At 42.7% G+C, this 24172-nt stretch carries 22 protein-coding genes and 1 tRNA gene; 13 read left to right on the top strand and 10 right to left on the bottom strand.

Annotated elements, in window-relative coordinates; translation table 11 throughout:
• The first annotated feature begins 24 nt into the window (after positions 1-24).
• Together LA313_RS06115 and LA313_RS06110 are read left to right on the top strand one after the other, a co-directional pair.
• Positions 25-2784 carry a PD-(D/E)XK nuclease family protein gene (locus tag LA313_RS06115; protein ID WP_228913795.1) on the top strand — a complete coding sequence of 920 codons (2760 nt, stop codon included), beginning with the start codon at positions 25-27 and terminating at the stop codon, positions 2782-2784.
• A complete protein-coding gene (locus tag LA313_RS06110; protein WP_228913794.1) occupies positions 2778-3629 on the top strand; it encodes an alpha/beta hydrolase family protein in 852 nt (283 codons plus the stop codon). The genes LA313_RS06115 and LA313_RS06110 overlap by 7 nt, the downstream gene beginning before the upstream one ends.
• Positions 3630-3748: 119 nt before the next feature.
• Here the strand turns inward: LA313_RS06110 and LA313_RS06105 are convergent.
• A tRNA-Ala gene (locus tag LA313_RS06105) sits at positions 3749-3822 on the bottom strand.
• A 91-nt stretch (positions 3823-3913) separates the two neighbouring features.
• Between LA313_RS06105 and LA313_RS06100 the strand changes: the two genes are divergently transcribed.
• The 7 genes from LA313_RS06100 (at position 3914) to LA313_RS16350 (ending at position 8767) form a co-directional block, all read left to right on the top strand.
• Positions 3914-4417, top strand: coding sequence for a GNAT family N-acetyltransferase (locus LA313_RS06100; protein WP_228913793.1), 504 nt, complete (start codon positions 3914-3916; stop codon positions 4415-4417).
• Positions 4417-5742 carry an MATE family efflux transporter gene (locus tag LA313_RS06095; protein ID WP_228913792.1) on the top strand — a complete coding sequence of 442 codons (1326 nt, stop codon included), beginning with the start codon at positions 4417-4419 and terminating at the stop codon, positions 5740-5742. The genes LA313_RS06100 and LA313_RS06095 overlap by 1 nt, the downstream gene beginning before the upstream one ends.
• 120 nt (positions 5743-5862) lie before the next feature.
• Positions 5863-7434: an AbgT family transporter gene (locus tag LA313_RS06090; protein WP_228913791.1), complete on the top strand. Its 1572-nt coding sequence runs from the start codon at positions 5863-5865 to the stop codon at positions 7432-7434.
• Positions 7435-7478: 44 nt separating this feature from the next.
• Entirely contained in the window at positions 7479-8246 is a 768-nt protein-coding gene (locus tag LA313_RS06085; protein ID WP_228913790.1) for an enoyl-CoA hydratase/isomerase family protein, read from the top strand.
• A gap of 1 nt (position 8247) precedes the next feature.
• Positions 8248-8430, top strand: a complete 183-nt coding sequence (locus tag LA313_RS06080) for a hypothetical protein (protein ID WP_228913789.1) — start codon at positions 8248-8250, stop codon at positions 8428-8430.
• Between the two features lie 32 nt (positions 8431-8462).
• Entirely contained in the window at positions 8463-8639 is a 177-nt protein-coding gene (locus LA313_RS06075; RefSeq protein ID WP_228913788.1) for a hypothetical protein, read from the top strand.
• Positions 8636-8767 carry a hypothetical protein gene (locus LA313_RS16350; protein WP_255702482.1) on the top strand — a complete coding sequence of 44 codons (132 nt, stop codon included), beginning with the start codon at positions 8636-8638 and terminating at the stop codon, positions 8765-8767. The genes LA313_RS06075 and LA313_RS16350 overlap by 4 nt, the downstream gene beginning before the upstream one ends.
• A 1-nt stretch (position 8768) precedes the next feature.
• On the opposite strand, the gene LA313_RS06070 is transcribed toward LA313_RS16350, so the two are convergent.
• Entirely contained in the window at positions 8769-9389 is a 621-nt protein-coding gene (locus LA313_RS06070) for a 2OG-Fe(II) oxygenase (RefSeq protein ID WP_228913787.1), read from the bottom strand.
• A 140-nt stretch (positions 9390-9529) separates the two neighbouring features.
• Here LA313_RS06070 and LA313_RS06065 point away from each other — a divergent pair, with 140 nt between their 5' ends.
• Positions 9530-9982 carry a 6-pyruvoyl trahydropterin synthase family protein gene (locus tag LA313_RS06065; RefSeq protein ID WP_228913786.1) on the top strand — a complete coding sequence of 151 codons (453 nt, stop codon included), beginning with the start codon at positions 9530-9532 and terminating at the stop codon, positions 9980-9982.
• Here the strand turns inward: LA313_RS06065 and LA313_RS06060 are convergent.
• Together LA313_RS06060 and LA313_RS06055 are read right to left on the bottom strand one after the other, a co-directional pair.
• On the bottom strand, positions 9979-10626 hold the full coding sequence (locus LA313_RS06060; RefSeq protein ID WP_228913785.1) for an alpha/beta hydrolase: 648 nt from the start codon (positions 10624-10626) through the stop codon (positions 9979-9981). The genes LA313_RS06065 and LA313_RS06060 overlap by 4 nt on opposite strands.
• Positions 10626-11579, bottom strand: coding sequence for a ring-cleaving dioxygenase (locus LA313_RS06055; RefSeq protein ID WP_228913784.1), 954 nt, complete (start codon positions 11577-11579; stop codon positions 10626-10628). The genes LA313_RS06060 and LA313_RS06055 overlap by 1 nt, the downstream gene beginning before the upstream one ends.
• A gap of 129 nt (positions 11580-11708) precedes the next feature.
• Between LA313_RS06055 and LA313_RS06050 the strand changes: the two genes are divergently transcribed.
• From LA313_RS06050 to pckA, 3 genes are all read left to right on the top strand, one after another.
• On the top strand, positions 11709-12461 hold the full coding sequence (locus LA313_RS06050) for a UDP-2,3-diacylglucosamine diphosphatase (protein ID WP_228913783.1): 753 nt from the start codon (positions 11709-11711) through the stop codon (positions 12459-12461).
• A 409-nt stretch (positions 12462-12870) separates the two neighbouring features.
• The gene (locus tag LA313_RS06045) at positions 12871-13650 is read left to right on the top strand and encodes a universal stress protein (RefSeq protein ID WP_228913782.1); all 780 of its coding nucleotides are present in this window, start codon (positions 12871-12873) and stop codon (positions 13648-13650) included.
• A 100-nt stretch (positions 13651-13750) separates the two neighbouring features.
• Positions 13751-15385: a phosphoenolpyruvate carboxykinase (ATP) gene (gene pckA / locus LA313_RS06040; protein ID WP_228913781.1), complete on the top strand. Its 1635-nt coding sequence runs from the start codon at positions 13751-13753 to the stop codon at positions 15383-15385.
• 120 nt (positions 15386-15505) lie between these two features.
• On the opposite strand, the gene LA313_RS06035 is transcribed toward pckA, so the two are convergent.
• From LA313_RS06035 to LA313_RS06010, 6 genes are all read right to left on the bottom strand, one after another.
• Entirely contained in the window at positions 15506-16252 is a 747-nt protein-coding gene (locus LA313_RS06035; RefSeq protein WP_228913780.1) for a succinate dehydrogenase/fumarate reductase iron-sulfur subunit, read from the bottom strand.
• Between the two features lie 5 nt (positions 16253-16257).
• A complete protein-coding gene (locus LA313_RS06030) occupies positions 16258-18180 on the bottom strand; it encodes a fumarate reductase/succinate dehydrogenase flavoprotein subunit (RefSeq protein WP_228913779.1) in 1923 nt (640 codons plus the stop codon).
• The gene (locus tag LA313_RS06025; protein ID WP_228913778.1) at positions 18177-18848 is read right to left on the bottom strand and encodes a succinate dehydrogenase cytochrome b subunit; all 672 of its coding nucleotides are present in this window, start codon (positions 18846-18848) and stop codon (positions 18177-18179) included. The genes LA313_RS06030 and LA313_RS06025 overlap by 4 nt, the downstream gene beginning before the upstream one ends.
• A gap of 114 nt (positions 18849-18962) precedes the next feature.
• On the bottom strand, positions 18963-20240 hold the full coding sequence (locus tag LA313_RS06020) for an acetyl-CoA hydrolase/transferase family protein (protein WP_228913777.1): 1278 nt from the start codon (positions 20238-20240) through the stop codon (positions 18963-18965).
• 42 nt (positions 20241-20282) lie between these two features.
• A complete protein-coding gene (gene scpA, locus LA313_RS06015; RefSeq protein ID WP_228913776.1) occupies positions 20283-22412 on the bottom strand; it encodes a methylmalonyl-CoA mutase in 2130 nt (709 codons plus the stop codon).
• 5 nt (positions 22413-22417) lie between these two features.
• A complete protein-coding gene (locus LA313_RS06010; RefSeq protein WP_228913775.1) occupies positions 22418-23815 on the bottom strand; it encodes a methylmalonyl-CoA mutase subunit beta in 1398 nt (465 codons plus the stop codon).
• Positions 23816-24172 lie beyond the last annotated feature (357 nt).

Here is a 24172-nt window from a genome sequence, read left to right as displayed (position 1 = left end):
CGGGGCGTTTTTTATTTTTAGGGCATGACATCATTTATTGAACAGGTACTTCAGGAGCTACTGGACCGAAAAACCACGATTTCTGAAACCACATTTGTATTACCAAGCAAACGGGCAGGTGCTTTTCTCATTAACCGGCTTTCAAAGCTGTCTTCGGCACCTATGTTTGCCCCAAGAGTTTTGAGTATTGAAGATTTTGCTGAAGAAGTAGCCGGCTTAAAATCTATTGATAATGTCACTTCTCTCTTCGAATTTTATTCGGCTTATCTTGCCTGTACGCCTAAAGAAAACAGGGAAGGATTTGAAACCTTTTCCACCTGGGCACAAACCCTTTTATATGATTTTAATGAAATTGACCGGTACCTTGTTGATTACCAGTCCTTTTTTGGCTACCTGGGAAGCATTCAGGAGATGAATCACTGGTATCTCCAGGAAGAGCGAACGCCTCTCATGGAGAATTACCTGCTTTTCTGGAATAAACTTCCCGAATATTATGAGGCACTTCAAAAACAACTTGAAAAAAAGGAGCTGGCTTACCAGGGAATGGTTTACAGACGGGCTTCCGAAAAGGTTATTGAATATGCTGAGGCTGCTTCAGGATCTTTTGTTTTCATTGGATTTAATGCCCTTAACAGTGCAGAACAAAATATCTTTCAATCTCTTCTTGCTGCAGGAAAAGCTGAAGTATTCTGGGATGTGGATGAAGTTTTCCTGAAGGATGAACAGCATGATGTCTCACTATTTTTGAGAAATTATTTCAATTCCTGGCCCTACTACAAGGAAAATAAACCTACTAAAATTTCCAGGTCCTATCAGGGGTCTAAAAACATCAAGATGGTAGGTGTTCCCAAGAACATTGGACAGGCCAAATATGTGGGGGAACTGCTGTCTAAAATGTCACCGGAGGAGTTACAACAAACGGCTGTGGTTCTTGGGGATGAAAGTATGTTACTTCCGGTTTTAAATTCCCTGCCTCCCAACGTGGATGAGGTGAATATAACTATGGGATTTGCCCTGCAAAACGCTCCTATAGCCTTTCTTTTTGAACATTTATTAAAAATCCATACAGTGCAGGGGGACGGCACCCATTATTACAAGGATCTTATGCTTGTGCTAAGTCACCCACTTGTACAACAGGTAACAGATGGTTATTCCCGCAGTATGCTGGAAAATATCAGGAAAAATAACCTGGTATACCTAAAAGAAGAAGAAATACTAGCTATAGTTCCGCAGGAGCTAAAACAGCTTTTTAAAATCTGTTTTGGGGACTGGAAGAATGAGCCGCGTATCGCCCTGGATTCGCTTCAGGAATTGGTGATGATCTTTAAGGATAAACTCGATAAGGACCGGGATAAAATTACCCTTGAGTTTCTCTATCAACTGCATTTACTGCTCAACCAACTAAACAATTTACTTCAGGAGTATCCTTACATTAATTCTATAAAGATCCTGTCCTCTATTTACAAAGATTTGCTGTCCTCCAAAACCGTCGACTTCCGTGGAAAACCATTTACAGGATTGCAGCTTATGGGGATGCTGGAGTCACGGGTTCTGGATTTCAAAAATGTCATTCTTACTTCGGTAAATGAGGGCGTGCTTCCGGCAGGTAAAAGCAGTAATTCCTTTATTCCGTTTGATCTTAAATGCTCTTATAAATTGCCTACTTACAAAGAAAAGGATGCAGTTTATACTTATCATTTCTATCATTTGCTGCAAAGGGCCCAGAGCGTTCATTTGTTGTATAATACAGAAAGTGACGGACTCAATGCCGGAGAGAAAAGCAGGTTTTTGTTGCAACTTGAAATGGAAAACAATGAAAACCACAACATAGAAAATTTCAATATAAGCCCTGTTGTGCCTCCCGTACCGGCACAACTTAAAACAATTGATAAGTCGGCAGGTGTGTTGGAGAAGATAAAAGAAAGGGCGGCAGAAGGGTTCTCTCCATCGGCCCTTACCACCTATATGAGAAATCCGCTGGATTTTTATAAGCAATACGTTCTGGGACTCAAAGAGCGGGAAGAAGTGGAGGAGACAGTGGCATATAATACTCTGGGAAGCGTGGTGCACGACACCCTGGAGACTTTTTACCGGCAGTGGCTAAATGAGGAAATAACAATTACAAAGCTTGAGCAGGCATTAAAAGAGACTAATGCAGAGATTGAAAAGCAGTTTAGAGAGCATTATACCAAAGCACCACTGGACAAAGGAAAGAACCTGCTCATTTTTGAAGTTGCCCGTCGCTATGTGCGGAATTTTTTAAGATCTGAAATCAAAAATTTAAAGGCAGGAAATACGCTGAAGATCCTCAAAATCGAACAAAAGCTGAAGATCCAATTAGCAATTGACGGCCTTGATTTCCCTGTGTTTTTAAAGGGAACTGTAGATCGTGTGGATGAATTTAATGGAAAGGTAAGGATCATAGATTACAAAACCGGAAAAGTGGAGCAGAATAAGGTAGAGGTTGTAGACTGGGAGGAAATCACCTCAGATTATGACAAATACAGCAAACCTTTCCAGATCCTCACTTATGCCCTAATGATGAACGATAAAGATCCATTGCCGGAGGTTTCCGAGGCAGGAGTGATCTCCTTTAAAAATCTGAAAGAAGGATTTCTCAAGTTCACCAAAAAGGATAAAAAAGGCTACGGAGCCAAAAAAGATACAGATGTCACTGTAGAAACCCTGGAAGAGTTTAAAGTACAGCTGAAAAACCTTATTTTAGAGATATGTGATCCCGAAGTTCCTTTTGTAGAAAAAGAATTAAAACAAAATGCATGGTAATTAAGAAAGAGAAGAATATAAGCCTGCCCGGTTTACATGGGCGTCCTATTCCTACAGATGTTTTTTATGCTGAAGAAGGAGAAAATAAGCCGGTTCTATTATTCTGCCACGGTTATAAAGGATTTAAGGACTGGGGCGCATGGAATTTAATGGCCGAGGAATTTGCAAAAAATGGATTTCTGTTCGTGAAATTCAATTTTGCTTTTAACGGCGGCACCCTTGAAGAACCCATTGACTTCCCCGACCTCGATGCCTTTGGTGAGAATACCTACACCAAGGAACTTGACGATCTTAAGGTGCTCATTGACTGGATAAGCAGTGAAGATTTCCCATACGCCAACATTACCGATCTCTCCCGATTCACCCTTATAGGTCACTCCCGGGGCGGCGGAATTGTGGTAGTTAAAGCTGCTGAAGATAGCCGAATTCAAAAGCTTATTTCACTTGCTGCAGTAAGTGACTTTGGAGACAGGTTTCCTAAAGGGGAAGAGCTGGAGGCCTGGCGGCAAAAAGGCATTTCCTATATAGAGAATTCCCGGACCAAACAGAAAATGCCACACTTGTTCGATTTCTATGAAGATTTCAAACAAAATGAGGAAAGGTTGACCATATCCAGCTCGGCCAAAAAGCTAAATATCCCTTACCTCATTGTTCATGGGACCAAAGATCCGACAGTTGCAGTTGAAGATGCACATAATCTTCATGAGTGGTCTACTAATTCTGAATTATTCCTGCTGGAAGGTAGTGACCATGTTTTTGAAGCTGCTCATCCATGGAACCAAAATGAACTGCCACCAGTTATGGAGAAGATCATTAAGAAGGCTACGGAATTTGTGAAAAAATAATGTTTCAAAAATGGCATTTTTGGGACATTACCATAGACTGAAGAAGTCTTTTAAACCTCTGAACTCTGTAATAACGGAGAGAAAAAACAAAAAAACCACTGCAAAGCAGTGGTTTTTCGTGGAGAATATCGGAGTCGAACCGATGACCTTTTGGCTGCCAGCCAAACGCTCTAGCCAGCTGAGCTAATCCCCCAATGTGACGGCAAATTTATAAAATATATTTCAATGTATAAAGGCTTTATTTCTTTCTATAAAATTATTTTTGTGGAGGAAGCCATCTCCTCATGATTAGAACAGCCAATTTAAAAGATTTAGCCGCGATTAAAAGCCTTACCGAAGCTTGCGCTCAAAGCATGCAGGAAAAGGCCATTTTTCAATGGAATGAACATTATCCTTCATTGGAAAAGTTACGGGCAGATATTGAGAAAAGGGAATTGTTTGTTCTTGAAGAAAAGGAGGAGCTGCAGGGAATTGTTGTTCTCACTTGCGAAATGGACGACGAGTATTTACCCATAGAATGGCTCACCCCCAACGCCAACAATCTCTACGTGCACCGCCTGGCTACAGATCCTGGGAGCTGGGGCAGCGGTAATGGTCGCAAATTGATGGATTTTGCCGAGGAATTCGCCCGGGAGAATGGCTATATATCAGTGAGGCTGGACACCTTCAGTCAAAATGAGCGGAATCAGCGGTTTTATGAGGCAAGGGGTTATAACAGGCTCGGAAACATTTATTTTCCGAAGCAAAGCGAGCATCCATTTTACTGTTATGAAAAAATATTGCAGTAATGGCTGCAGTAACCTTCAAAAGTATAAACCAGCTGGCAATTCCCGCAATTATTGCAGGCATCGCCGAACCTCTAATTTCTTTAACCGATATTGCTATTATTGGCAACGTGGAGCAGGATCCCGTTGAAGCTCTCGCGGCAGCAGGAATCGTGGGTTCCTTTTTATCGGCCATTATCTGGATCGTGGCTCAGACCAAAACAGCTATTTCTGCCCTGGTGTCACAACATTTTGGAGCCGGAAGGTTACATGCGGTAAAAACCCTGGTCCCTCAGGCTATTTTCTTCAATTTTCTACTGAGTCTTCTTATCTATGCTGTTACTGCATATTTTTCAGCCGCTATCTTTAGTGCTTATAATGCCGAAGGCCTGGTGCTCAACTACGCTGCCGATTACTATCAGATACGGGCCATAGGCTATCCGCTCACTTTAGTCACCTTTGCGCTCTTTGGAGTATTTAGGGGGCTCCAGAATACTTTATGGGCTATGAAATGCAGTCTCACCGGGGCAATTTTAAATGTGGGGCTTGATTTTGCACTGGTATACGGTATTGATGGATGGATCCCTGCCCTGCACCTGGAAGGTGCAGGGTATGCCAGTGTGATCGCCCAGTTGGTGATGCTTATAATGGCTTTGTACTTTTTCTTTAAAAAGACTCCTTTTCATCTTGGGCTTAGTCGCAACATTAATCCGCAGATGAGGGCACTTCTTTTGATGAGCGGGAATCTTTTTGTTCGAACGGCCGCTCTCAATTTTGCCATTTATCTTGCCAATGCTTACGCAACAGGGTATGGAAAGAATTTTATCGCAGCCCAGAGTATTCTCATGAACATTTGGCTTTTCTTCAGCTTCTTTATTGACGGCTATGCAAATGCAGGGAATGCTATGGGCGGGCGTCTTCTTGGAGCCAGAGATTATAAGGGACTTTGGCTGCTTAGCAAGAAAATAAGTAAATATTCCCTTATCATTGCCGTTACTTTGATAGGCATTTGTGCCCTTTTCTATGAGGAAATAGGTCTAATATTCAGCAAGGAAGCCTCGGTGCTGGTGCTGTTTACTTCAGTTTTTTGGATGGTTTTGGTCATGCAGCCGGTAAATGCAATTGCTTTTATGTTTGACGGCATCTTTAAAGGCCTGGGAGAGGCAAAATATCTTCGGAATGTATTACTCGCAGCAACCTTCCTCGGGTTCACCCCGGCGTTGTTAATAGGAGATTATTTAGGACTGAAGCTTTATGCGATCTGGATCGCATTTTTTGTATGGATGCTTATAAGGAGCAGTGCTCTGGTTATTAAATTCCGGAGGAAATATCTTCATAGAGAGGTTTAAAAACGGAGAATTTGCCCGTAGCAAAAGGCTAATATTTTTTGTGAGTTGTGGCATTAAGATTAGCTGTTGTTTTTGAATAATCCTTATTTTAGCAATTCATTAACAACTATTTCATTAAACATGCAAGAAACAGTTACTTCTCCTAAAAAGGGCATTTTAAATAAAGCCCTGGATGTAGTTGAAAAAATGGGTAACAAACTACCCGATCCTGCTATACTTTTCTTCTATTTATTGATCTTCATCTGGGTGCTATCTGCAATCCTGTCGCCGTTTGATTTTGGAGAAACTCACCCAATGACCGGAAACAGTCTGAACGTACAAAATCTGCTTACAGGAGACCAATTGGCCGCATTCTTAGCTAATATGGTGAATACCTTTGTGCTTTTTGCGCCCCTGGGAATTGTTCTGGTTGCCATGCTGGGAGTGGGGGTAGCAGAACATTCGGGATGGATTGACGCGGGACTGAAAAAACTTTTAAACTTTACGCCCAAAAAGCTGCTTACTCCAATGCTAATTTTGATAGCCATCGTGAGTCACACAGCTGCAGATGCGGGTTACGTGCTTGTAATCCCACTGGGAGGGGTAATATTCTATGCCGCCGGTCGTCATCCTCTAGCAGGAATTGCAGCAGCTTTTGCCGGTGTTTCGGGAGGATTTTCGGCAAACTTTATCCCTTCGGCTATTGATCCGCTTATCATGAGTTTCACTCTGGAAGCGGCGAGAATATTAGATCCCGATATCAACTTAAACCCCTTGAATAACTGGTATTTCACCTCTGCTTCAACTTTGTTGATCGTACTGATTGGATGGTGGATCACAGACAAAATTGTGGAGCCAAGGCTTTCTAAGATGGAAGTTGATGGGGATGAAGATCAAATGCCTAAGATGGAAAGTGTAACTTCCAGGGAAAGTAAAGCTTTTTGGATGGGATTTTTGGCTATGGTACTTGGAATTATAGGTCTCGTTTTGTGGGCATATCCCGAAGACTCGGCTCTTAGAGGTCCGGGGATGGTTGATCCCGAAGTCCAGTCCCTCACTTCATTTCATGCGCCTCTAATGAAGGCGATCGTACCTTTGATCTTTATACTGTTATTGATTCCGGGACTTGTTTTCGGGTTTGTATCTGGCAGGTATAAATCTTCGGGGGATTTGATACAAAGCATGAAAAAGTCTATGGAAAGTATGGGATACTATATTGTAATGGCCTTTTTTGTTGCACTTTTTATAGATGCTTTTTCACGTTCTAATATAGGTTTGTTGATTGCCATTAAGGGTGCAAATTTCCTTCAGGCACTCGATTTGCCTGGGCAGGTCACAATTGTAGGGATCGTGATATTAAGTTCTTTTGTCAATTTAATGGTGGGATCTGCATCGGCCAAATGGGCACTCATTGCACCTATTTTTGTGCCTATGTTGATGCAACTGGGGATCTCACCCGACCTTACCCAGGCTGCTTATAGGGTAGGGGATTCAGTTTCCAATATTATTACTCCATTGTTGCCATATTTCCCACTGGTAGTGGTTTTTGGTCAACGTTATGTGAAAAAAATGGGAATTGGGACGTTGATATCAATGATGTTACCTTATTCGGTTATATTTTTAGTTGCCTGGACGATATTTCTGCTGGTTTACTGGTGGCTGGGAATTCCGCTGAGTTTTGAGGCGAATTACGTCTATCCTGCAGGATCGTAATATCATCTTAAAAAATGTAACTTTACAGGAAAAAGATTTAAAGAATGACCACAACCAGGGAAAACGGAAGTCTATATACAAATGTTCACAATGGAATCGCCTCTTTAGAATTTGGGCATCCAGCCAGTAATTCCTTTCCCGGAGTTTTACTGGAACGGCTCACCAAGGAACTGGAAAAACTTTCTGAAGATGAAGAAGTGAAAGTTATCATCCTGAAATCTGAAGGAGAAAAGGCTTTTTGTGCAGGTGCATCTTTTGATGAACTCCTGGCGGTAGAGAACATGCAGCAAGGGAAAGTTTTCTTTTCGGGATTTGCCAATGTCATAAATGCAATGCGCAGCTGTAAAAAGCTTATAATTGGCCGCATCCACGGGAAAACTGTGGGGGGCGGAGTAGGACTTGCGGCAGCTTGTGACTACTGTTTTGCTACGGAACAGGCAGCTATTAAATTATCGGAATTAAGTATAGGAATAGGACCGTTCGTGATCGCCCCGGCTGTGGAAAGGAAAATGGGAGTGGCAGCCCTTGCAGAACTTACTCTTGCCGCCCAGGACTGGAAAAATGCTTATTGGGCTCAGGAAAAGGGCCTTTATGCACGGGTTTTCGATTCGATTGAGGAAATGGACAGGGAGCTGGAGTTCTTTGCAGAGAAACTGGCGTCTTACAATCCGGCGGCACTTGAGGAGATGAAGAAAGTGCTTTGGGAAGGAACTCAAAAATGGGATTCGCTGCTACAGGAAAGGGCAGCAATTTCCGGAGAGCTGGTCCTTTCAGAATTTACCAGATATGCTTTATCAAAATTCAGGAAATAAAATGTATTCACTAGCAATTTTTGCCATTCAGGAAGTTGAGAAATCCAAAGCTTACAAAGTAGGCTATGAAATTGGTTATTTTGTAGGTTCCAACTTCTGGGAAGTAGTAACAGCAGCCGTTGTGATTTTGGCTGTAATTCTTTATCTGGCCTTTTTCAGAAAAAAGAAAAGAGAACTGATTTAAAAATGCCTTTTTAGGCGCCTAAAATTGACACTATGAATTTTCAGCAGGAGCATTTACCCAAAGACAGGCCGGCCAGCGAGAGGGAAGGGTATGGATTTTCATTGGAACACTTCCTGGAGGATCAATGGATGTACCTCGTTGGGATCCTCATTGTTCTAGTAGTGTTTTTTTATGCCCGTTATGCGTGGCGCAAAAGAAATAGACGTTGAGGCAGGAAGATCTACCTGTAAACGAGGAAACCTTTGATATTCTTAGGTTTCTAAGCGGCTATGGCTGGTGGTTGATGATCGCCTTGCTACTGGTTGTAGTGGTTCTTATCAAGAAAACCAGGAAGTAAGTTACCGGGTTTTTAACCAGCCGGTAATACTTAATCTTTCAGTTTTAACTGGCTTAACTTCGTGCTCCAGGATCTGGCTTTCAAAAATGACCATTCTGCCCGGGAATGGATATATACTTTTGGGGGTTTCCACACCATTTTCATTAGTAAAGATTACTAATTCTCCTCCATATTCCGGTTGCCAGTCCTGTTCATTTAAGTAACACACCATAGAGAGTTTCCTCCGGTCATCATTTTGAAAGGTGTCCAGGTGACGTTTATAAAACGTACCTTCAGGGTAAAGCGCGTAATGAAATTCCTTGTGAAGAATCCCCATGTAACAGGTCCTGTTGAGGTAATCAACAAAATCATTGACCTTTCTAAAAAAGGCTTTTTCGGCCTGGGCTGCTTCAGCTTCATTAAGCCATAGGATAAAATCCCCCCGAATTGATTTTGCTATGATCTCATTGGTGCGGTTTCCTATTGCGGCCTTCTTGAAACTGTCTTCTTCGTATTTGTGCAGGAGGGAATTGCGCAGCTCTAATACTTCTGAAAGGCTAAAGAAGTCTTCAACAATAGAATATTGCTGCTCTGAGAGATCTGAAATGATCTTTTCATAAACCGGGTTTTCAATTATCTCCAAAGTAGTAGTTTTAAGGCTGCAAATGTATCTTCAAAATGTCAATTTTTGAGGGGTATCCCAAGTAAAGATTAAAATTTTTCAGCAGGAAATAGTTAAAATTTGGGCAGCCAAAAAGCTTTATCTTTGCAAAAAAATTTGTCATGGCTTTAATTCGCATCACCAAACAATTTACTTTTGAAACCGGTCACGCCCTTTTTGGCTACGATGGCAAGTGTAGAAATGTACATGGACACAGCTATAAACTGGGTGTCACTGTGATTGGCGAGCCTATTAAAGATGAGGATAATGTGAAGCTGGGAATGGTGATTGATTTTGGGGATCTAAAGAAGATCGTGAAACAGGAGATCGTGGATAAGTTTGATCATGCAACGGTTTTTAATAAGAACACGCCTCATGTGGAGCTTGCTGAAGAATTACAAACAAGAGGCCACAGCGTGATCCTGGTCGACTACCAGCCAACCAGCGAGAATATGATACAGGATTTTGCCGAAAAGATCCAGAAACGCCTGCCGGAGCATATAAAACTTTTTGGACTTAAGTTGCAGGAAACGGAATCCTCCTATGCCGAGTGGTTTGCTGCAGACAATTCCTAAGGTTTTTCATTTTCCATTCCCGAATACCCAAAAATAAAGTTATTGGCCCTTCCCAGCTCTTCCGGAAGGATCACGTGACCTGCATCCTTATGGACCTGCAATTCTACGCGGGCATTCTTTGTGTTTAAAATCTCTGCGGTTTGCTTTACCCGATCTACAGGAACGTGGGCATCGGGATCACTGGTGCCAAGGTAAATGGGGGTATTTTCAAAATCTGTAAGGTAATTTCCTGTATTGATGTTTTTTCCAATCAGTCCGCCAATGATCGAAATAACACCGCCATATCTTTTGGCATTGCGCGTTACATATTCAAGCGTGAGGCAGGCTCCCTGTGAAAAGCCGAAAAAATAAATATCCCTGGACTCGATCCCTTTTTCATTTAGTTCGGTTTCCAATAACTGAAGTATTTCTATTGCCGAATCAAGCCAGGGTTGGTTCTGCTGTTCCGGTGCCATAAAGGAAAGTGGGTACCAGCTATTGTTATAGGCCTGGGGAGCGATTAGCGCAAAGCCTTCTACCTTAAGATGGTCGGCTACTGCCAGGATATCTTCGGCAAAACCGCCGCGACCATGCACCATGATCAGAGCCTTTTTAGCTTGTTCTACAGGAGTCCCATTGTATTTGAAATTTTTCTTATGTAACATTACTTGAAATTTGAAGGGTTGAGTTTTACAGGTTTAACTGCTTTTTCAATAAGATTACGGCGGGATTCGTACTGTGCTGGAAGTTTTAATGCTTCTCCCAGTTTATCCTGCGGCTCATCAATAGCAAAACCGGGTTCGGCTGTGGCAACTTCAAATAGAACTCCGCCGGGTTCCCTGAAGTAAATGGATTCAAAGTATTGCCGGTCGAGCACCGGGGTAGGATTGTATCCAGAATTGGTAAGTTTTTCCCGAACCTTTAGCTGACTTTCTTTATTTGCTGTTGAAAAAGCCAGATGATGCACTGTACCGCCACCTCCAAGCCCCCTAAGAGCGTCGGGTTTACATAAGATATCAATATAATTTCCAGGAGCATCTGTGGCCGCAAAGCGAAAGCGGTTACCTTTTTCGGCGATTAGCTTATGGTCCAGCCCTTCGGTAAGAAGACCGGCCGTGCGTTCGTATCCTTCCTGCCATATCTCTACGCTGTAAAATCCCCGAATGGAATGCTCCAACGGGATATTGCCATAGGTCCAGCCCGGCCTGTTGTCGCGATCATTAAAAACCAACTCCAGTCCAAGCCCATCGGGATCTTCAAAATAGATCACAGCCTCGCCATCAAAACGATCCTGTGCGGGTCTAAAATTGATATCGTATTTTTTTAAGCGTTCCTCCCAGAAAAGCAGGGAACCTGCCGGTACAGAGAAGGTGGTGATGTTAAGCATTCCTATGCCATGTCGGCCTTTTTGAATCCCCTCATAAGGGAAAAAGGTCATTATAGATCCCGGTTTTCCCTGCTCATCCCCGTAATAAAAGTGGTAAACATCGGGGGCATCAAAATTCACTGTTTTCTTGACCATACGCAGACCAAGAATTCCTGTATAAAAATCAAGGTTTGACTGTGGCTCTCCTGCGAGAGCAGTGACATGATGAATACCGGTAACCAAATTGTTCATGCTTCTCTGTTTCTTTTAAAGATAGTTTTATTCTATAAAACCCCCAAGGAGAGCCGGGTGTGATGCCATTTTTTCTGAAGATTTTAACTTCGGAAATTTAAAAACTATCTTTACCCGCAAATCCTTAACATGCAGATACCCGAGGGTAAAAAGATCTATTTTTCCAGCGATAACCACCTGGGAGCTCCAACAGCCGAAGAAAGCCGTCCCCGGGAGGAAAAATTCGTGGCCTGGCTCGATCACGTGAGTGAAGATGCTGCGGCTATTTTTTTACTGGGAGATCTTTTTGATTTCTGGTTTGAGTATAAGCACGTAGTTCCAAAAGGATTCGTGCGGGTCCTGGGTAAACTGGCCCAACTAAGGGACAGGGGGATTCCCATATATTTCTTTGTAGGGAACCACGATCTCTGGATGGACGACTACTTTGAAAAAGAACTTGATATTCCAGTTTTTAGAAAGCCGAAGGAATTTATCTTCAATGACAAAAAATTCCTCGTAGGGCACGGCGACGGCCTGGGACCTGGAGATAAGGGCTTTAAACGCATGAAAAAAGTATTCACTAATCCCATTGCAAAAAGACTTTACCGCTGGCTTCATCCCGATATTGGTATGCCACTGGCGCAGTATTTTTCGGTTAAGAATAAGGCTATTTCGGGAGAAGAAGATGTGGCATTTTTAGGAGAAGAAAAGGAATGGCTTATACAGTATTGCCGGCGCAAGCTCGAGACGCAGCATTACCACTACTTTATTTTTGGACACCGGCACCTTCCGCTGGATATTCAGCTTCAGGACGATTCTACTTACATGAATCTGGGTGACTGGATCAATTTCTACACTTACGGGGTTTTTGACGGGAAAGATCTTCAGCTTAAAGAGTGGTAATTTTTTAAGACGTAAGAGCCAAGAGACAAGACCTGGCATTTCTATAATCTGTTTAAAGGGACTGAAAGAAAGTTTTGTGGGTTTTTATTTAAACACTTTTTCCGTTGTATTTAACCACTCCACATTCTAAAGGAAAAACAAAGTTCCCATTTTTCCTTTTTTGTATTGATTCTTGTCTCTTGTAGCGCAGCGATATTTTGTCTTTTTAAGGGTGTCAAAAATGTCAATTCTAACACTTATTTTTCTGCAGCAGCATTTCCGGAATTTATGCAAACGTTTTCGGGGCTAAAATGTTGATTTCTTTCAATCTGCAAATGATATTTGTCATGATACGAAGCTTTTTTCAGGGGTATCTTTAGGTGATATTAATCAGGAAATATGTGCAGCATTTTCCGTCAATTTTAAAGCCATGAAAAATATCCTAATCCCTTTCGACTTTTCTGAAGTATCTAAAAATGCTTTGGAATATGCTGTGAAATTTGCAGATAAGGATCCCCTGATCAATTTATTTCTGCTGAACATAGCCGACGGAAATAATGATCTTAAAGCTTCAGAAGAAAACTTCAAAAAGATCATTCAAAAATACAATAAACCATTGTTTCCTGAAATTCATACCATGGTTAAAACAGGGGAGCTGGTACCTTCCATTATTCAGCTTCAAAAAGAGTTGAAAATTGATCTCATTATTATGGGAACGAGGGGAGCCAACCTGGAGGAAGAAAATATAGCAACCACTACATCGCGTCTGGTTCAGGAAGCAGATCTTCCTGTACTTGTAATCCCTGAAAAATACAGAAAATTCAGGTTGAACACCATCATCCTTTCCCTTGGAAATGAAAAAATAGCCGACAGGTTTCCTCTATATGTTCTCCTGGAAGTATCCCGCAAGCACAAAGCCCAGGTTCATGTGTTAACCATACAACAAAAAGAAATGGCTATGGGATACAGTGAAGATGACGAGAGCAATGAGAACACCCTTAATTACTTCCTTGAAATGTTCTATTCTCACCACAGTTTCCACGAAAATGGAGATATAGAAAAGGGAATTCTGGAGTATATCGCAAAGAACGACATGGATATGCTGGCTATAATGCCTAAAACCCACTTACCGGGTAGCGAGGCTTCTCCCGGCCGTCTAACCAGGTTGCTCACTTTGCATTCAAATGTTCCCCTACTGGTACTGGATTAGAATTAGATGAAGAGCAGCGACTCTTTGCTTCCGGAACTTTTAACCACTTATTACCGCCAGCGAATATATGGCACAATTATAACCTCTCAATACTTGAATCATGAAAAATGTTTTAGACAAACCTCAAACGGTTAACCTCGAAGGATACGGTTTGAAAAATTGCAGGATCCACTGGAACCTTTCGGGAGAATCACTGCAGGAAATCACTGTGCGCAAAGGCATGGGTACAGAAACCGAAAATGGTACTCTTAGTGTAAATACAGGAACTTTTACCGGTAGATCCCCTCAAGATCGTTTCCTGGTAAAGGATGATTATACCCGCGACAAAGTGTGGTGGGGAAATATTAACAAGCCTCTGTCTTCAGAAAATTTTGGACAGCTTTACGACAAGGTAACCGAATATCTTTCAGGCAAAGAAGTATATGTTCACGATGGTTATGTTTGTTCCCATCCAGATTATCGCATGAATGTGCGCACCATAGCCGAATATCCATGGTCTGCTTTCTTTGTTAAGAATATGTTCCTTCGTCTCGAGCAGGAAGATCTTGCCAATTTTTCTGAGGAATGGCTGGTAGTTTGTGCCCCGGGTTATGTAGAAGCAGAGCCCGAAAAATATGGTCTACGCCAGGGTAACTTCAGCATTCTTGATTTCACCCGAAAAGTTGCACTTGTCGGCGGATCTGCTTATACCGGAGAGATGAAAAAAGGGATTTTCTCTGCCCTTAACCTCATCCTTCCCATTGAAAAAGAAGTTTTACCAATGCACTGCTCTGCCAATGTGGGAGAGGAAGGCGATACCGCAATTTTCTTCGGATTATCGGGAACAGGAAAAACAACCCTTTCTGCAGATCCCGATAGAAAACTTATTGGTGACGATGAACACGGCTGGACATCTGAAAATGTGATCTTCAATTTTGAAGGCGGTTGTTATGCAAAGGTCATTGGACTCACAGAAGAATCTGAACCAGATATTTATCGCGCAATAAAACCGGGAGCTTTACTGGAAAATGTGGTCTTCAAAAAAGGCACAAAAGAAGTGGATTTTCTTGATGCCAGCATTACCCAGAATACCCGTGTAAGTTATCCTTTGCAACACATTGACAACATCCAATGGCCATCTTACGCAAAGAACCCAAAGAATATTTTCTTTCTTACATGTGATGCTTTTGGAGTGTTGCCTCCTGTTTCTAAATTAACACCAGGACAGGCTGCGTACCATTTCATATCGGGTTATACAGCCAAAGTTGCAGGAACAGAGGCGGGAATTAATGAACCTGTGCCTTCTTTCTCGGCTTGTTTTGGTGCACCGTTTATGCCTCTGCACCCAACCGTCTATGCAGAAATGCTGAGTAAAAAGATGAAAGAGGCAGGAGTTAATGTATGGCTTATCAATACCGGATGGAGTGGAGGTCCTTACGGAGTGGGATCTAGGATCAAACTTAGATACACCCGGGCTATGATCACTTCCATCCTTAAAGGAGAATTACAAAATGTAGATTTTGAGATGCACCCTATCTTTGGCCTTCATATGCCAAAGTATTGTCACAATGTACCTTCAGAAATGCTGAACCCGTTGAATACATGGCTTCAAAAAGGAGCTTATATCCAAAAATCGATTCAGCTGGCACATAGTTTCCACCTCAACTTCGAGAAATTCTCTGCGGAAGCTTCCAGGCAGATCATTGAAGGCGGACCTCTAATTGACGAGCACCACCACATGGATGCAGAATTTTAACCAATAACTAACCAACTTTTGAAACCGCCCGAAGACTCTTCGGGCGGTCTTATTTTTGATATAACATATTAAAAATGGGAGCACCATAGATGCTCCCATTTTTAGAGGTCCATAGATAATTTATTTTTTTACCAACCTGGCTTTGTTGTACTCGTAGTTCATTCGTGCAATATTGAGAACCGAGATATCTTCGGGACATTCTACCTGGCAGGCTTCCGTATTTGTACAATATCCAAATCCTTCCTCTTCCATTTGATTGACCATGCTCACAACCCGGGTTGAGGTCTCCTTATCTCCCTGGGGTAGTTGTGACAGGTGAGAGATTTTTGCGCTGGTAAATAATGCAGCACTTGAGTTTTTACAACTTGCCACACATGCTCCGCAGCCTATACAGGCTGCAGCGTCAAAAGCCGATTCTGCCTGTTCAAAAGTAACGGGGATGGAATTTGCTTCGGGCGCCTGTCCCGTGTCAACAGAAACATAGCCACCGGCAGCAATTATATGATCAAGGGCAGACCTGTTGACCTTAAGATCCCGTACAATTGGAAATGCGGCAGCTTTAAATGGCTCCACATAGATCGTATCTCCATCTTTAAAGGACCTCATGTGGAGTTGGCAGGTCGTAGTATTTTTCAGGGGACCGTGTGCAATCCCGTTGATCATAACCCCGCATTGACCGCAGATCCCCTCCCGGCAATCATGGTCAAATTCCACCGGCAACTCCCCCTGCTTTATTAGTTTTATATTGAGAGTATCAAGCATTTCAAGAAAAGACATATCCCGGCTTACATCATCAAGATGATATTCTTTAAACTCTCCTTTACTCACGGCATCCCTTTGACGCCAAATCTCTAGTGTGATTTTCATAACTTCTATTTATAACTTCTCACCGATGGTTTTACTGTCTCAAATACCAGAGGTTCTTTGTTTAGAACCGGGGAAGATGCATTTCCTGTCCACTCCCATGCTGCGGAATAACAGAAATTCTCATCATCCCGTTTAGCTTCGCCTTCTTTAGTTTGATATTCTGCTCTAAAATGAGCTCCGCAGGACTCTTCTCTTTGAAGAGCATCAATGCACATAAGCTCTGCGAGCTCCATGTAATCTGAGACGCGACCGGCCTTTTCAAGTTCACTGTTAACTTCTTCTGCAGTTCCCGGCACTAACAAGTTCACTTTATATTCTTCTCTTAATTTTTGAATGTTTTCTATCGCTTTTTCTAATCCTTCCTTTGTTCTTAGAAGCCCGCATTTATCATACAGCTCTTTTCCCAGTTCCTTATGGAATTCTTCGGCTGTTTTTTTGCCTTTGGAGTTAAGAAAATTCTGCATTTGATCTTTTACCAGCCGCTCACTTTCTTCAAAAGCAGGATGGGTCACATCTGTTTTTGGGATATTTATTTGATCTGCCAGAAAATTCTGAAGCGTATAAGGCAGAATAAAATAACCATCTACACAGGCCTGCAGCAGGGAATTCGCTCCCAGTCTATTAGCCCCATGATCAGAAAAATTTGCTTCTCCAATGGCAAAGAGGCCGGGAACAGAGGTCATAAGTTCGTAATCCACCCAAAGTCCGCCCATAGAGAAATGGGCCGCAGGGGATATTTTCATAGGTTCTTTGTAGGCGTCTATTCCGGTTATTTTTTTGTACATGGTAAAGAGATTACCATAACGCTCGGCAATGACGTCTTTCCCATACTCTTTAATAGCCCGGGAAAAGTCCAGGTAAACGGCATTTTTGAGAGGTCCTACTCCTTTCCCAAGATCAATTTGTTCCTTGGCTGCTCTTGAGGAGATGTCCCGGGGAGCAAGGTTTCCAAATGAAGGGTATTTTCGTTCCAGATAATAGTCTCTATCCTCTTCCGGAATTTCCCCGGGAAGGCGGGTTTCATTTTTATCTATCGGAACCCAGATGCGTCCGTCATTTCTCAGGGATTCGCTCATCAAGGTTAGTTTTGACTGATGTTCTCCGCTTTGAGGAAGGCTGGTAGGATGAATCTGGGTCCAGCTGGGATTAGCCATATAAGCTCCTTTTTTGTGAGCACGCCATATTGCCGAAGCATTGCAGCCCATGGCCAGTGTTGACAGGTAATAGATCTTTCCGAATCCGCCGGAGGCCAGCACTACTGTGTGAGCACCATGCCTTTCAATTTCTCCTGTATCCAGGTTACGTGCAATTATTCCACGGGCTTTTCCATCTATGATGACTACATCGAGCATTTCATGCCTGGCATAAAGTTTTACTTTTCCTGAATGCTGTTGACGCAATAATGCCTGGTACGAACCTAACAGCAATTGCTGTCCCGTTTGTCCCCTGGCATAAAAAGTTCGGGACACCTGTACGCCCCCAAAGGAGCGGTTTCTTAAGTATCCTCCATATTCCCTACCAAAGGGAACTCCCTGGGCCACGGCCTGATCAATAAGATTTGCCGAGCATTCGGCCAAACGGTAAGTGTTGGCTTCCCGGGAACGAAAATCTCCTCCTTTTAGGGTGTCGTAGAACATTCTGTAGACACTGTCGCCATCATTTTTATAATTCTTGGCGGCATTCACACCACCTTGTGCAGCAACTGAATGTGCCCTGCGCGGCGAGTCCTGAAAACAGAAACTTTTTACATTATATCCCATTTCGGCTAAAGATGCAGCTGCCGAGGCTCCCGCCAGTCCTGTACCTACGACGATTACCTCCAGCTTTTTCCGGTTATTAGGACTTACCAGTTTGGCTTTGGATTTATAATTACTCCATTTTTCAGCCAAAGGGCCTTCAGGAATAGGTGCTTTTATAGTTTGACTCATGATTGTAGATTAAAATATAAAAAGAGGGGAATAATAATATAACCAATGGTTATAGTTACTGCGAAAACAACCCCAAGAACCTTCACAATCCTGTTGTACATGGGATGGTAAAGACCTATGGTTCTATGGGCGCTAAAAACCCCGTGAAGTAAGTGGTAACCAAGGGCAAGAATGGCAATGATGTAGAGGATAACATACCACAGTTGCTCAAAAGCCAATACCACCAGCGTATATAGATCTTTATTGCCGTTCGCGTCTAAGGGAAGTTCTCCAAATTTGTAGTGGTACCAAAAATCTTTAAAGTGAATGACCAGGAAAACAAAAATAATAATCCCAAGGGCCATCATATTCCGAGAGTACCAGCTGCTGGCCCTGCCGCGGCGGTCGTACGAATAGGAAACCCCGTTGGCCTTTTTTCTTTTGTATGAAAGATAGATAGCATCCAGGGTGTGCAGTATTATGCACAGGTAAAGGACGTAGGCTACCAGTTTCACAAGAATATTACCACCCAATAAATGGCTATAGGAGTTATACTGGAGCTGCGCTTCTTCTGCGGGTAGCAACAGCTGTAAATTCCCCAGGAGATGGATGATTAAAAAGAAGGATAAAAACAGACCCGTGATCGCCATCAGGTTTTTTCGGGTAATCGAATTTTTTATAAAAATCATGGTTATTTTATAATTGCAGTCAGAAAGCTGATGTATAGAAAACAACTACTTCAGGTGCTCTCCTAAAGTAGTTGCTCCCTACGTGGCTTCCCGATCGATTTAAAAATCAATTGTTCAATACGCCATCTCAAAAAAGGCCTTTTCAAGCTCTTCACGGTGGGCCGGATGGGCAATTGAAATTAAAGCTTTTGCGCGTTCTTTTAGGTTTTTTCCGAAGAGATTAACTACGCCGAATTCTGTGGCCACATAATGCACATGCGCCCTTGTGGTAGTGACTCCGGCGCCTTCTTTCAACGTAGGAACGATCTTCGAAATACCCTTATTAGTTACAGAAGGCATTGCGAAGATGGCTTTCCCACCTTCAGATAGAGATGCTCCCCGAATGAAATCCATCTGTCCGCCGACTCCTGAAAAATGATATTTTCCAATGGTGTCTGCACAAACCTGCCCTGTGAGATCTATCTCAATGGCCGAGTTAATAGCTGTCACTTTAGGATTTTGCCGGATGATGGCAGAATCGTTGGTATAAGCAGATTCTTTAAAATGCACCACGGGATTATCATCAATAAAATCATATAGCTTCTGGCTTCCCGCTGCAAAACAGGTCACGATCTTGCCGGTCTTGATCTTCTTTTCTTCGCCGGTAATTATTCCCTTTTCAATTAGAGGCAGAACACCATCTGAAAATAATTCGGTATGAATTCCCAGCCGCTTATGATTCATTAATTTAGAAAGTACCACGTTTGGAATTCCACCTATTCCCATTTGTAAAGTGGCACCATCTTCAACTAAACCGGCAACATATTCTCCTACTTTTTCTTCAATTTCTGAAGAGGTAGTTAGATCATGGGTATGAATTGGATGATCTACTTCAATGGCAGCATAAATTTGACTCACATGAATAATTCCGTCTCCATGTGTTCGTGGAACCTGCGGATTTATCTGAGCTATTACCTTTTTTGCGGTCTGCACCGCAGGTAAAGTAATATCAACAGAAACTCCAAGGGAACAGTATCCGTGCTCGTCTGGCGGAGAAACCTGGATAACAGCAACATCAAGAGGTAAGATATTCCTTCTGAAAAGAAGATGGATCTCACTTAGAAATATTGGGATATATGCTCCTATACTAGAATTAACTGCCTTCCTCACATTACCTGCAACAAAACAGCTGTTGGTTTTAAAGGATTCGCTATAAGGCGGTTGAGTGTATGGGGCCGGACCTTCGGTGTGAATATGAATGAATTCCACATCACTAAGTTCTCTATATCTCTCGGTAAGGGCATTGATAAGAATATTCGGAGTCATTGCGGCCCCTTGCAGAAAGACACGGTTACCCGATTTTACTACCGAAACAGCTTCTGCAGGCGATACTATATTGAGGGTATTTCTCATAATATTGGAATTTTAATTTGTAATTGGTGCTAATCATGATGGTTATTCTTCAATAAGGATCTCCAAAAGTTTAATGGCCGTTTCACTAATTTTAGTGCCGGGGCCAAATACTGCGACTGCGCCGGCATCAAAGAGGTACTGGTAGTCCTGTGATGGGATCACTCCTCCCACTATGACCATAATATCTTCGCGACCATATTTTCTTAGCTCCTCGATCACCTGGGGAACAAGGGTTTTGTGACCGGCGGCCAGGGAAGAGACTCCAAGGATATGCACGTCATTTTCTACCGCTTGTTTTGCAGCTTCTGCGGGAGTTTGGAAAAGTGGTCCAATGTCCACGTCAAAGCCAACGTCTGCATAACCGGTCGCCACGACTTTTGCACCACGATCGTGTCCATCCTGTCCCATTTTTGCTATCATGATCCTGGGGCGGCGGCCTTCCTGTTCAGCGAATTGATCGGCCATTTCCCTTGCTTTTTTAAAGGAAGAATCGTCTTTTATCTCTTTTGAGTATACACCGCTTATTGATTTTATTTGAGCTTTATACCTGCCGTAGATTTTTTCAAGGGCGTCACTTATTTCGCCTAGAGTAGCTCGTTTCCGGGCAGCATCTACAGCCAGAGCCAATAAGTTTTCTTCGCCAGATCGTGCTGCAGAGGTCAGTTTTTCAAGTGCTGCTTTTACTTCTTCATTGTTCCTCTCTTCCCTAAGCTGCCTTAGGCGTTCTACTTGTTGCCTGCGTACATTTTGGTTATCGACCTCCAGGGTAACAATCGGGTCTTCTTTTTCCCTGCGGTATTTATTTACCCCTACAATAATATCCTGCCCGCTATCAATTCTAGCCTGTTTTATTGCTGCAGCCTCTTCAATTCTCATTTTTGGAATTCCGGCTTCAATGGCTTTGGTCATTCCTCCCAATTCTTCCACTTCCTGAATGAGTTCCCAGGCTTTTTCAGCTATTTCCTGGGTAAGACTCTCTACAAAGTAACTACCTGCCCAGGGATCTACTGTCTTGGTGATCTGGGTTTCCTGCTGAAGGTGTAGTTGTGTATTTCTTGCAATACGGGCAGAGAAATCTGTGGGCAGGGCGATAGCCTCATCCAGTGCGTTGGTATGTAGACTCTGGGTTCCACCAAATGCAGCCGCCGCTGCTTCAATACTGGTCCTGGCGACGTTGTTAAAAGGATCCTGTTCTGTTAAACTCCAGCCGCTGGTTTGACTGTGGGTTCTAAGGGCGAGAGACTTTTCATTCTTTGGATTAAACTGTTTCACGAGTTTTGCCCACAGCATCCTGGCAGCACGCATTTTTGCGATCTCTGTGAAGTGGTCCATACCAATGGCCCAGAAAAATGAAAGCCTGGGAGCAAAGCTGTCGATATCCATGCCCGCATCAAGACCTTTTCTAATATATTCCAGCCCGTCTGCAAGGGTGTAAGCCAGCTCGATCTCACTGGTAGCACCGGCCTCCTGCATATGATACCCCGATATACTAATGCTGTTGAAGCGGGGCATGTTCTTAGAAGTATATTCAAAAATGTCTGAAATGATCTTCATGGAAGGAGTAGGCGGATAGATATAAGTGTTCCTTACCATAAACTCCTTTAAAATGTCATTTTGAATGGTTCCCTGAAGCAGCCCGGGTTTTACTCCCTGCTCTTCGGCGGCCACTATGTAAAATGCCAGAATGGGAAGTACTGCCCCATTCATGGTCATGGAAACTGACATCTGGTCCAGGGGGATCTTATCGAAAAGGATCTTCATATCCTCAACCGAATCTATGGCAACTCCCGCTTTTCCAACATCTCCCACAACACGCTCGTGGTCGCTATCGTAGCCGCGGTGAGTGGGTAGATCAAATGCAACAGACAAACCTTTTTGTCCGGCTGCGAGATTCCTTCGGTAAAATGCGTTGCTTTCTTCGGCAGTGGAGAATCCGGCGTATTGGCGAATAGTCCACGGTCTAATAACGTACATTGTGCTATATGGTCCTCGCAGGAAGGGTGGGATACCTGCAGCATATTTTAGGTGCTCAATTTCCTCTATGTCTTTAGGGGTATAAACTTTACCCGTAGGGCCATTTTTAGTAGGTAATTGGTCCTGTTGGGCAGCCCTGGGAAGTGTGATTGCCTCAGGCTCCAAAAGTGCTATATTTTCTAATGATTTTCTTTCCATGGTTGTTAGCTTTGGGTTAGTTCGGCATGTTCCTTTTGAAGCCTTTCCTGTTCCTGCTTCTCACTTAATCTTTTCTCAAAAATAGGTTCAATTTCCATGTTGGCTGAAGTTGTTTTTTTGAATGGGTCCAGCTCGAGGTCCTGCCCCATATTCTCCTGAAGGTTGGTGAACTTGTTGGTGCCTATCAGGATCAATTGGCCATCATCAAAAAGTTGCTGCTCTTTCTCTGCACTCTGTTCGATTTTTTGCTGAATACTCCCCTGCCTGAGCATCTTCAGGAATCCACCCTCTTTTTCAACTTCCCGGAAGATCTGTAAACCAGCTTCTGCAAATTCACGGGTGAGGGTTTCAATGTAATACGCCCCATCTGATGCATTGGCTGCTTTGTTGAGGTAAGCCTCATGCTTCATTACAAGTAACTGGTTGCGGGCAATGCGCTCCCCGAATTCATTAGATTTGTGAAAAACAATGTCATAAGGGTGATTGCACACAACATCGGCTCCCCCCAGGATCGCACTCATACTTTGGGTGGTAGTTCTTAGCAGGTTCACATTATAATCGTAAAGGGTTTTATCTCTTTTCGTTGGCTGTGAAAGGATCATACATTCTCCAGGGAGCTTATATTTATTTGCGAGGGTAGCATATAACCATCTTAAAGCCCTTATTTTTGCTATTTCAAAGAAATAATTGCCTCCTGTAGCTAAGATGAACTGTGGCAAAAATCCTTCTGAAATCTGCCCTTTTTGAGACAGTATATTTAAATACTCATTCAAATGAGACAAAGCATATGCCAGCTGTTGAGGAATCGTAGCTCCCGCATTCTGGTAAAGGGCGGCGTCTACACTTACAACAGACTTAAAAGCGGAGGTTTTCAAAAATAAAGAATTTAAGGCCTTAAAATCTTCTTTTTTACCTAAGAAATAATTTCCGGTTTTGGCCAAATTGCCAATGATGTCTATTTGCAGGTGGATTTTGTTCTTTTTTCCCTTCAGGAAGCTATTCAGGTTTTCCACATAGTCCCCGGAAAGAAACTGCATCCTTACAAAGATCTGGACTTTCTCCAGGTCCAGGTCTTGGAAAAGAGCTTCAGGAGCTATGTCTTCATTGGGAATTACGAGCCATAGGCTTTCAGCTCCTTTTTCCAGTGCATAAGCAGCCTTTCGATTTGCTTCCCCGGCAGTTTCTTCAATGATCTGCTCGCAGATGCTCCAGGGCTTAGGTGGAGGTAATTGTATGCTGCCTTTTATATCTTCAGAAGTGTAAAAAGGTTTCACTTTAACTCCGTGAGGAGAATCAAAGATCAGACTTTTATCATAATCAGCTCCTTTAAGGTCTGCTATGACCTTGTTTTTCCAATGTTCTGCTGAAACTTCAGGAAATTCTTGAAATAATGATTCCTTCATTGTTTTCATTTTAATGAAAGTGATTGCATTGCTGCGTGAGAGATTACGGGACCGTCTCGTAATCTATACTATTAGTGTTCTTTAGTAAATTTCTTAAAAATGCCTTTTTTGAAAGGGTGATGCCTAATTTTTGTTTGCCCGGTAAATCCTTTAGAAGGTTGAGAAACTGCAAAAGTCTGGTCTGGCTGTAAATTTTGTTAGCCGGCTGTCGATCTTTGCTATAGTGGAACAAGAAGTTCACAATCTAAATCTTAGTTGTAAAAGTTTCCAGGCTGTCCCGAAGGTAGAATTAAGAAAAACAGGAGAAGATTTTCTCTTTGCGTTTTTCGTTTCAAATTCTTTCCAGCTACAGGAATA

Origin of the sequence: Salinimicrobium sediminilitoris (assembly GCF_020866905.1) — a bacterium.
Classification (GTDB): domain Bacteria; phylum Bacteroidota; class Bacteroidia; order Flavobacteriales; family Flavobacteriaceae; genus Salinimicrobium; species Salinimicrobium sediminilitoris.
The sequence above is the reverse complement of the archived record's forward strand: the minus strand, read 5'-3'. Positions and strand labels throughout refer to the sequence as shown.

Coding starts and splice junctions, on each gene's coding strand:
- LA313_RS06115 (WP_228913795.1), top strand. CDS start 25: ATGACATCATTTATTGAACAGGTACTTCAGGAGCTACTGGACCGAAAA.
- LA313_RS06110 (WP_228913794.1), top strand. CDS start 2,778: ATGGTAATTAAGAAAGAGAAGAATATAAGCCTGCCCGGTTTACATGGG.
- LA313_RS06100 (WP_228913793.1), top strand. CDS start 3,914: ATGATTAGAACAGCCAATTTAAAAGATTTAGCCGCGATTAAAAGCCTT.
- LA313_RS06095 (WP_228913792.1), top strand. CDS start 4,417: ATGGCTGCAGTAACCTTCAAAAGTATAAACCAGCTGGCAATTCCCGCA.
- LA313_RS06090 (WP_228913791.1), top strand. CDS start 5,863: ATGCAAGAAACAGTTACTTCTCCTAAAAAGGGCATTTTAAATAAAGCC.
- LA313_RS06085 (WP_228913790.1), top strand. CDS start 7,479: ATGACCACAACCAGGGAAAACGGAAGTCTATATACAAATGTTCACAAT.
- LA313_RS06080 (WP_228913789.1), top strand. CDS start 8,248: ATGTATTCACTAGCAATTTTTGCCATTCAGGAAGTTGAGAAATCCAAA.
- LA313_RS06075 (WP_228913788.1), top strand. CDS start 8,463: ATGAATTTTCAGCAGGAGCATTTACCCAAAGACAGGCCGGCCAGCGAG.
- LA313_RS06065 (WP_228913786.1), top strand. CDS start 9,530: ATGGCTTTAATTCGCATCACCAAACAATTTACTTTTGAAACCGGTCAC.
- LA313_RS06060 (WP_228913785.1), bottom strand. CDS start 10,626: ATGTTACATAAGAAAAATTTCAAATACAATGGGACTCCTGTAGAACAA.
- LA313_RS06055 (WP_228913784.1), bottom strand. CDS start 11,579: ATGAACAATTTGGTTACCGGTATTCATCATGTCACTGCTCTCGCAGGA.
- LA313_RS06050 (WP_228913783.1), top strand. CDS start 11,709: ATGCAGATACCCGAGGGTAAAAAGATCTATTTTTCCAGCGATAACCAC.
- LA313_RS06045 (WP_228913782.1), top strand. CDS start 12,871: ATGAAAAATATCCTAATCCCTTTCGACTTTTCTGAAGTATCTAAAAAT.
- pckA (WP_228913781.1), top strand. CDS start 13,751: ATGAAAAATGTTTTAGACAAACCTCAAACGGTTAACCTCGAAGGATAC.
- LA313_RS06035 (WP_228913780.1), bottom strand. CDS start 16,252: ATGAAAATCACACTAGAGATTTGGCGTCAAAGGGATGCCGTGAGTAAA.
- LA313_RS06030 (WP_228913779.1), bottom strand. CDS start 18,180: ATGAGTCAAACTATAAAAGCACCTATTCCTGAAGGCCCTTTGGCTGAA.
- LA313_RS06025 (WP_228913778.1), bottom strand. CDS start 18,848: ATGATTTTTATAAAAAATTCGATTACCCGAAAAAACCTGATGGCGATC.
- LA313_RS06020 (WP_228913777.1), bottom strand. CDS start 20,240: ATGAGAAATACCCTCAATATAGTATCGCCTGCAGAAGCTGTTTCGGTA.
- scpA (WP_228913776.1), bottom strand. CDS start 22,412: ATGGAAAGAAAATCATTAGAAAATATAGCACTTTTGGAGCCTGAGGCA.
- LA313_RS06010 (WP_228913775.1), bottom strand. CDS start 23,815: ATGAAGGAATCATTATTTCAAGAATTTCCTGAAGTTTCAGCAGAACAT.